The organism is Edwardsiella hoshinae NBRC 105699 = ATCC 33379, assembly GCF_000474215.1.
Lineage (GTDB): Bacteria > Pseudomonadota > Gammaproteobacteria > Enterobacterales > Enterobacteriaceae > Edwardsiella > Edwardsiella hoshinae.
The window spans coordinates 1-8191 of the sequence record NZ_BAUC01000053.1; the positions used below are offsets into that span (position 1 = coordinate 1).

General features: G+C 47.0%; 7 protein-coding genes and 3 pseudogenes. 3 read left to right on the top strand and 7 right to left on the bottom strand.

The annotated features are described in order from the left end of the window. Positions 1-65: 65 nt before the first annotated feature. The gene (locus EHO01S_RS18590) at positions 66-677 is read right to left on the bottom strand and encodes a colicin-like bacteriocin tRNase domain-containing protein (protein WP_071991049.1); all 612 of its coding nucleotides are present in this window, start codon (positions 675-677) and stop codon (positions 66-68) included. Positions 678-1160: 483 nt separating this feature from the next. On the opposite strand from EHO01S_RS18590, the gene EHO01S_RS16555 reads away from it, so the two are divergent. Both EHO01S_RS16555 and EHO01S_RS19355 read left to right on the top strand, forming a co-directional pair. Beyond that, positions 1161-2384: an IS91 family transposase gene (locus EHO01S_RS16555; protein ID WP_024524995.1), complete on the top strand. Its 1224-nt coding sequence runs from the start codon at positions 1161-1163 to the stop codon at positions 2382-2384. Positions 2385-2561: 177 nt separating this feature from the next. Further along, a pseudogene (locus EHO01S_RS19355) lies at positions 2562-2692 on the top strand (recombinase family protein); the annotation flags it as partial. A 37-nt stretch (positions 2693-2729) separates the two neighbouring features. On the opposite strand, the gene fghA reads toward EHO01S_RS19355, so the two are convergent. The 6 genes and pseudogenes from fghA to EHO01S_RS16590 form a co-directional block, all read right to left on the bottom strand. Then, entirely contained in the window at positions 2730-3566 is an 837-nt protein-coding gene (fghA, locus tag EHO01S_RS16560) for an S-formylglutathione hydrolase (protein WP_024524996.1), read from the bottom strand. Between the two features lie 65 nt (positions 3567-3631). After that, complete coding sequence (locus EHO01S_RS16565; RefSeq protein ID WP_024524997.1) at positions 3632-4030, bottom strand: VOC family protein; 399 nt, start codon at positions 4028-4030, stop codon at positions 3632-3634. A 43-nt stretch (positions 4031-4073) separates the two neighbouring features. Further along, on the bottom strand, positions 4074-5183 hold the full coding sequence (locus tag EHO01S_RS16570) for an S-(hydroxymethyl)glutathione dehydrogenase/class III alcohol dehydrogenase (RefSeq protein WP_024524998.1): 1110 nt from the start codon (positions 5181-5183) through the stop codon (positions 4074-4076). Between the two features lie 34 nt (positions 5184-5217). Then, complete coding sequence (frmR, locus tag EHO01S_RS16575) at positions 5218-5493, bottom strand: formaldehyde-responsive transcriptional repressor FrmR (protein WP_024524999.1); 276 nt, start codon at positions 5491-5493, stop codon at positions 5218-5220. Between the two features lie 142 nt (positions 5494-5635). Next, positions 5636-6610: pseudogene (locus EHO01S_RS18740) on the bottom strand (IS5 family transposase). 168 nt (positions 6611-6778) lie between these two features. Further along, complete coding sequence (locus tag EHO01S_RS16590) at positions 6779-7225, bottom strand: hypothetical protein (protein WP_024525000.1); 447 nt, start codon at positions 7223-7225, stop codon at positions 6779-6781. A gap of 193 nt (positions 7226-7418) precedes the next feature. On the opposite strand from EHO01S_RS16590, the pseudogene EHO01S_RS18745 reads away from it, so the two are divergent. Next, a pseudogene (locus EHO01S_RS18745) lies at positions 7419-8071 on the top strand (IS1 family transposase). The last annotated feature ends 120 nt before the right edge of the window (positions 8072-8191 follow it).

The window sequence follows — 8191 nt, forward strand, 5'->3', positions numbered from 1 at the left end:
CCATATTATCAAACCCAAAAATCACAACGCCCCGGACGAGCGAGCCATCCTTTGGAGGGGGCAGTTCAGGCTATAGTAGCTGGCTGTAGAGGTAATGAGAGTGCCAATGGTGCCTCTAACACTTTATCTGCCGGAAGAGATGTCATAATTTGAGACATCATATTAGGATCATCTTTTGCAATTTCAGAGGGGATTAACACACCAAAAGTTACCCCCATTAATCGCCCAGCATAAGGCAGACCTGCAACTAACCCCTGCTCCAGCTTTGCCATTGCGTCCAATAAAGCTTTCTGAATTGGTGCGGTACGAAATAGAGAAAATCCCCACATACCATCAATCAGAGAAATATTCATCGGCACGCCATAAGCGACATTGGCTTGAGCCTCAGGGAATAATGACAGATTAACGCCAGAGCTAGCGTGATCTTTATCACCACCATTTCCACCCCGACTCCATCCGGCATCGGGACGTTCCCGTCCACCATAATGAGTAATAGAGCCTCGATGATCTGTTGTCGTTGAGGTCCCATCACCATTATCACGAGTATGCCCGCCTAAATTCTTCCCATCGTACCCACCAGTGGACCCTCTGTTTCCACCATGATTACCCCCAACACCAGGGTTTCGTCCTCCACCAAAAGCATTACCGTGAGCATTATTGCCCCCATTTCCACTCATAACGATTCCTCTTTGACATATAAAAACCAAAAATAAATACTGTATATAAACACATGTGTTTATATACAGTATTGCTGCTAGCTCTACGATAGTTCGCTGTCAATGCAATTAATTTGATTGCAATCAAAATTTCAACCGATGTGAATGGGAGGGAGCGTTCAGTCAACACCTTGATCCAACGGGTGAGCCGTGCGCAAGTAGCATCTTTGAATGCCGCAAAGCGGCATGGAGGCGCCAACAGATGTTGAATAGAACACTGTCAGTGACTGGCGCCGTCGCCCGGCGCAGCCGGTTACTATCTTGATAGGTTTCACCTTACCCATCCCTTGCCCTGCAAAGCCATAAGCCGCTAACAGAGAGCATAGATATGAATGTGCGCCGTCGGAGTGGTCACGAGAACGGTAGCACGCCTGCAGCGTGAGCTCGTCTGCTACGCAGCCGAAGTCCTCCCCACCATCATCGCCGCGTTTTATACTATCTTTCATGTACATACCGCGACCCGCAAAACTCCTGTTCCAGTACAATGACGGCTGGGAGCGCTTCCTTGAGAAGAATGGCCATCAGCTCAGCGACTGGACCAAACTCTCTGTCGAGCGCATGCTTGCCTGCGGGACCTGCGCCATGGGCGTTCGTCGTTATTGCTGCTGCTCGCCTGACTGTACTCACTCACGCTTTCTCTGCCAGAGCTGCAAGTCCAAAGCCTGCAGCAGCTGCGGCCTCAAGGGCACCGAGCAGTGGATCACCGAGCAGCAGCACATCCTGCCCGACTGCGACTGGCAACATATCACCTTCACCATGCCGCACTTGCTGTGGCCGTTCTTCAATAACAACTGGCCGTTGCTCAACGACCTTTTTCGCTGCGCCACCCGCGCCATGCTCAGGCACGCGCGCAAACTGGGCATCGAGGTCGGCATCTTCTGCGCGCTGCACACCTACGGACGCCAGCTCAATCAGCATCCACACATTCACGTCTCCATTACCCGCGGCGGCCTCGATGTCAAACACGGCGTCTGGCGCGACCTGTTCTTCAAAAAACAGCAGGTTGAAGCCATTTGGCGCGGTGCCGTTATCCGTCTGCTCCGTGCCAGCTACGATCGAGTCACTCCTGCTTCCCTGCCCGGCTACGGCCATATCCGCGATGAAAAGCAGTGGAAGCGCTATCTGCAGGCGCAATATCAGCGCCACTGGAAGGTGCACTTCGCCAAAAAGACCCGCGGTGCCTGGCGCAGCGTGAAATACCTCGGCCGCTACCTGAAGCGCCCGCCGGTAGCGGCATCGCAATTGCGCCATTACCGCGGTGGCTCGGTGGTTCACCAGTATTACGACCACAACTCGCAACAGTACAAACGCCAGAAACTAAGCCAGGAGGAGATGCTGTGGCGTTACGTCAGCCACATCCCGTCCCGACACTTTAAGATGGTGCGTTACTACGGCTTTCTGGCCAACCGCAAACGCGGCACGCTGCTGCCAAAGGTTTACGAAGCATTGGAGATGACACCGCGCGAGAAACCGCAGAAGCCGGGGTTCGCGGTACTGATGAAAGCCTTCCTGGGTACTGATCCGTACCAGTGCATCCTGTGCAAGGGCCGACTGCGTTTTGCCGGTGCCGTGGCGGGTGAGCACGCCACCAAACTGCTCTCTGACAGGCTGCACCGGATGGCAAAAAAACGATGGCTTCAGGCACCGGTCCTGGATAAGTACGCCTGAAAAACGGGTTTTAGCTTAAAAGCACAGCAAAAATGGCATTTTTACGCATTACCGCGCCTCAGACTTCACCGCATGCGGAGCTTTATCACCGCTGTTCATGGTTAGGAAACCCCAAAAGGGTCGATTGAGTTTCCTAACCATGAACGCCCTTATAGTAATATCGATCGGCTATATCTAGCCGATCGGGAACGATCTCAGAAAGTCCTGTACTACCAACATCTCAAGAAACTGAGCATAAGAGCAACCGCTGAAGCTACCGGGGTTACAGCACATATCAGGCCTGCGGTATTCAGGCTCGGTACTGGTAGTGAATACTAAGCACATTTTTCATGATGAACAATCAACTCATGTTAACAGCCTGAGTCTGTTGGCATGGTAAGCAATGTGCTCACCAATAAAACTAGAAACGAAATAATAACTGTGGTCGTAACCAGTATGATATCGGATCGACACTTTGACGTTCATCTCATGACACGCTTTCTCAAAACTCCTGGTACGCAATTGCTCTTCATAAAAGTCGTCATTCAGCCCCTGATCAATGAAGATTTCTGGTAATTTTTCGCTCTGAAAAATGAGGCAGACAGGATCGTAGGCTTCCCATGTTTTTCTGTTGTCACCTAGGTACGCGGTAAATGCCCGTTGTCCCCATGGCACTTGAGACGGTGATACGATTGGGGAAAATGCCGAGACACTTGCATATTCATCAGGATTTCGCAGAGCCAGAACTAAAGCACCCAGTCCCCCCATAGAGTGCCCGGAAATAGATTTCCTTGCCGTTGCAGGAAAATGGCTCATAACGACATCCGGAAGCTCCCTAAGAATATAGTCATACATCCGGTAATGCAAATTCCATGGTTGTTCCGTTGCATTCAGATAAAAACTGGCCCCTTGGCCAAGATCGTAACTGTCGGCGTCGGCGACATTATTGCCACGGGGACTGGTATCCGGAACAACGACGATGATGTTGTGTAATGCTGCATAATGCTGCATACCTGATTTAGTGATAAAATTCTGCTCCGTACAGGTTAGCCCAGATAGCCAGTAAAGAACCGGCAGTTTTTCTGTTGCTGCTTTGGGAGGAAGATAAACACCGAAATTCATTTCACAATTAAGAGTTTGTGAATAATGCCGGTATACGTTTTGCCAGCCACCAGAGCTAGCATGTTGCTCGATGAGTTCCATCAGCCTTTATCTCGTGGTTAGCTCCCCTGACAGTGAGTCAGGGGAGATATCTTTATATCTGGATGTCAGAAGAACGTATAAGCCGTGATTTTGTTACCCGCCGGATCTTTCAGGTAAGCCGCATAAGCACCAGGAAGGTGACCGCGCGGACCAGGTTGGCCTTCATCAGATCCTCCGGAGGCAAGGCCTGCAGCATAGAAAGCATCAACCTCTTCCGGAGTGGCAGCAGCGAAACCGACAGTCACTCCATTGGCGGTTGGAGCTTCACCGTTGCTAGGACGCGCAATGATAAATGCTGGTTTTTCTCGACCATAGAGTACCCAACCATTGCCAAATGAGCCAAGGTTGTTGATGCCAAGTGTACCCAGGACGGCATCGTAAAATGCGGCGGATTTTTCAACATCGGATGCGCCTATGAACACGTGAGAAAAGATACCATTGCCAGAGATTACCGGCGTTGCCATTATTCACTTCCTTCAGTTTCGGTTTGTTAAGGTTCAGACAGGATCAGTAATGAATCACAGTCCGGATAGATTTACCTTCATGCATAAGTTTGAAGGCATCATTTATTTCATCAAGAGTCATCGTATGGGTTACAAACGGCTTAAGGTCGAGGATGCCATTCATGGCATCCTCGACCATACCGGGGAGTTGTGTACGACCTTTAACACCGCCAAACGCGGAACCTTTCCATACTCTGCCAGTGACCAGTTGGAAAGGGCGAGTGGATATTTCCTGTCCGGCACCAGCCACCCCGATAATGATGGACTGTCCCCACCCACGGTGAGCACTTTCCAGCGCTGCACGCATGACGTTAACGTTACCGATACATTCAAAGGTATGGTCAATCCCCCATTTATTGATATCCAACAGAACATCTTTAATTGGTTTGTCATGATCATTCGGATTGATGCAGTCGGTGGCACCAAACTTACGAGCCAAATCAAATTTTGTCGGGTTGGTATCGATAGCGATAATACGACCTGCTTTTGCTTGACGCGCCCCTTGGACCGCAGCTAACCCAATTGCTCCCAGGCCAAAAATGGCAACAGAATCACCTGGCTGCACTTTAGCCGTGTTATGGACGGCACCAATACCGGTAGTCACACCACAACCCAGAAGGCAGGCGTGTTCATGGTTCGCCCCCGGATTAATTTTTGCCAGAGAAACTTCGGCCACAACGGTGTATTCACTGAATGTGGAGCATCCCATATAGTGGTAAAGAGGCTGACCGTTGTAAGAAAAGCGGGTGGTTCCGTCAGGCATCAGTCCTTTCCCCTGAGTCTCGCGAACTGATACACAGAGGTTCGTTTTACCGGACTGACAGAACTCACACTTTCCACATTCGGCAGTGTAAAGCGGAATGACATGGTCTCCTGGCTTCACACTGGTGACCTCTTCACCAACTTCAACAACTATACCAGCCCCCTCGTGGCCGAGAACCACCGGGAAAACACCCTCAGGGTCATCCCCAGATAAGGTAAAAGCATCGGTATGACAAACTCCTGTGTGGGTTATTTTAATCAGCACCTCACCTTTTTTAGGTGGAGCAACATCAATTTCAACAATCTCTAGGGGCTTTCCTGGCGCAAATGCAACAGCGGCACGTGACTTCATATGTAATTTATCCTCAATGTAATAATTGCTTCAGCTATTTAAGATAGGCACGAACCAGCTCAATCGTATTATCAACTGATTTACTGACTTCATGGTTGTAGCTGTTATTCTGGTCAAAAGTTTCCCGTATGTGGCTCTCTAGCACCTCTGCCATCAGTCCATTAGCTGCACCTCGGACGGCAGCGATTTGCTGGAGAATGGCGCGGCATTCAGCGTCATTCTCCAGCGCTCTTTCCAGTGCATCAATTTGCCCCCTGATGCGACGAACCCGGGTAAGTACCTTTTTTTTCTCTTCCGGAGTACTGGGCATTGCTGCTTACCTCACTATTTTGCATTCTTATATACTATAGAGGGGTATGATATCAATGTCAATATATACACCACTATAGTATGTGACATGTAACACATTGCTAATTGTGGTGGTTTTTCATTCTATAAAACAATGGGGGGAATTACTGAATGTAAGCAAAAAAATAAAACATCCTTTCCGAGATGACATGGTGATGCTTCCAATTAGTAGTCATTTTGTTCAGCGCACGCCTCATGACCATAGCCTCCGCAACCTGCCCATCATAATCACGCAGCGTCAATGAACCTCCGAATAGCTGTTTCACCCTGTACATCGCCGTTTCCAGTATCGAGCAACAGATTGTAATCTGTTGTCCATTTCTACTGGGTATTACTCCCGCTCAGACGCTAATTACGGCGTGGTTGCGGTCTGCGTATTCTCCGGGCGAGTAACCGGTACCCTTTCTGGGAGGGATGAGGGCACTAAGCGCAGTTCATCGTGACATAACCGTGTGTCGTAAGCTCTGTCTGCAGCGGCAGACCTGATTTTTTGCCGGATTAGCCCGGGAAAGGCCTCTGCGTCCATGACATTATTCAGTGAAAGGTCTGTGCAGATTATTTCATGTATTTTAGCATCGACTGCAAGGTGCAGTTTTCGCCAGGTTCGACGGCGCGCTTTACCCTGTTTTTTGACTTTCCATTCACCCACACCGAAGACTTTCAGTCCTGTTGAATCTATCATCAGATGGGCTATCTCATCCCCGGAGGGCTTTAAAACTAATATTAACTGACTTTGTCCGCTTGCTAACGCTGGTATAATCCGGGCAACGCAGCGGAACGTTCATCAGAGTAAATATGGAATCAATAAAGCCCTGTGCGGCACGTAGTGTGTGGCGGAATACGTGTTTAATCACGATGGCGGTCGTGATGGCAAGGTCAGAATAGCGCTGAGGCCTTCCCCGGGATGAGGGCGTGGCTGACTCATATCAGGCCTGAATAGCCTCATTGTCCAGCCAGAAAGAGAGGGAGCCACGGTTAATGAAGGCCTTGTTGTAGGTCTTCCTGGTGGTGATTTTGAAATTTTGTTTTGCCTCGACATCATCTTCGTTGTTGGGAGACTCTGAACTCTGATCCTTCAACACAGCAAAAGTTTGATTTATTCAAACATCTTTTCTTTTTTGTAAGCTTCCTTCCCCCCCCCATTCACTAGATTTAGATAACTGTATTTATTATTAGGAGGTTAGGTTATATATTGCCAATACCACTCCTCGCTTTATGATTTAATTTGATTCAACGATATAATTAATTTATTTCAAATTTGTGTTATTCGTAAAACTATTGCTTGTCACTTTTAAATATTCAACTAAGAATGCGTCTCCATTATTATTGTATAGCTCAGCCTCAAAAAAGTAGTAGAGTGACAACTCATGCAAAAAGATAAAATAATTGGCAGTGCATGTGTTTTTAGTAAAAAGATGTTTATATTTTTTTAGGTATGGAGCTATAAGATTCAGCATGCCTTTACAAATATATTCCCAGCTCTCTCCTTTATAAGGATGGGAATCCTTCCCCCCTTTTTTAATTGTTGTCGCAATCTCATCATAAGAAACAGAAATACAATAACTATTTCTTATGATAGCTAGTGTTCTTTTTTCAACAGAAACAAGTAGCTCTCTTTTTTCTTTAAACTTATCAGGTATTGAGTTTTGGAAAAGAGATATCCCATAATACTCCCCAAGCAAAATGGATTTCATGTTCTTTACTATCCAAAATTGATTTTCTAATTATTGCGCAAACAAATATAGAAAGCAATGATAAACAAGGGTGTTGATAATTTATTTTCTCAAAAGCATTAGCTTGGTGTTATAATATAACTGTTAATAAAATAAATATTATACGTTTCATAAAATATAGAGGTCGTGACGACGTTGCTCTGAAACGAATGGGGTGATCCGAAACGGTCATTCTGACTCAGGTGCGCAACTTTATCGCTGTAAACACTGCCTGAAAACCTTCAAGCTCAACTATCGTTACATCGGCGCCTAAACCCGAATCCTACCAGGCCATTGTTGATATGGCAATGAACGGATCCGGATGTCGAGACATAGCAAGAGTATTGAAAATAAGCCTTAATACCGTTCTCCGTCATCTAAAAAATTGCACCGTACCAAGTAGCGCAAAATGTTGAGTCAGGCGTAGAGATTGTCATCTGCTGTGAAGCCGATGAGCAATGGTCTTACGTGAAGTCCAAGAGTAATCCACACTGGTTATTCTACGCTTATGACCGTATCCGCAAGCGGATTCTCGCCCATGTTTTCGGTTTACGCAATGCCATGACTTTACGACGACTTCTGGCTTTATTGAGTCAATTTAACATTGCGTTTTACATGACTGATGCCTAGTCAGTGTACTAGACGCTACTGGCTAGACATCAGTCATGTTATCAGTAAAAAAATATACCCAGCGGATAGAGCGACATAATCTTAACTTGAGAAGTCATTTTAATCGTCTTGCCCGTAGAACCATTTGCTTCTCAAAATCAGAGGTTATGCACGACAAGATCATCGATCTGGTATCTGACGATTAATCACTATCATTAAATTTGATATCACTACCAATATAGATGTATTTTCCAATGTGAAAACAAAGGTTGAATTAAATGCGATACATGATATACAAGAGTGGCGAGCGTTGCAAGCCAAAAACAATTAAATAGGCGA

Excerpts from the sequence above, each read along its gene's own strand:
- EHO01S_RS18590 (WP_071991049.1), bottom strand. The coding sequence starts at position 677 with ATGAGTGGAAATGGGGGCAATAATGCTCACGGTAATGCTTTTGGTGGA.
- EHO01S_RS16555 (WP_024524995.1), top strand. The coding sequence starts at position 1,161 with ATGTACATACCGCGACCCGCAAAACTCCTGTTCCAGTACAATGACGGC.
- fghA (WP_024524996.1), bottom strand. The coding sequence starts at position 3,566 with ATGGAACTCATCGAGCAACATGCTAGCTCTGGTGGCTGGCAAAACGTA.
- EHO01S_RS16565 (WP_024524997.1), bottom strand. The coding sequence starts at position 4,030 with ATGGCAACGCCGGTAATCTCTGGCAATGGTATCTTTTCTCACGTGTTC.
- EHO01S_RS16570 (WP_024524998.1), bottom strand. The coding sequence starts at position 5,183 with ATGAAGTCACGTGCCGCTGTTGCATTTGCGCCAGGAAAGCCCCTAGAG.
- frmR (WP_024524999.1), bottom strand. The coding sequence starts at position 5,493 with ATGCCCAGTACTCCGGAAGAGAAAAAAAAGGTACTTACCCGGGTTCGT.
- EHO01S_RS16590 (WP_024525000.1), bottom strand. The coding sequence starts at position 7,225 with ATGAAATCCATTTTGCTTGGGGAGTATTATGGGATATCTCTTTTCCAA.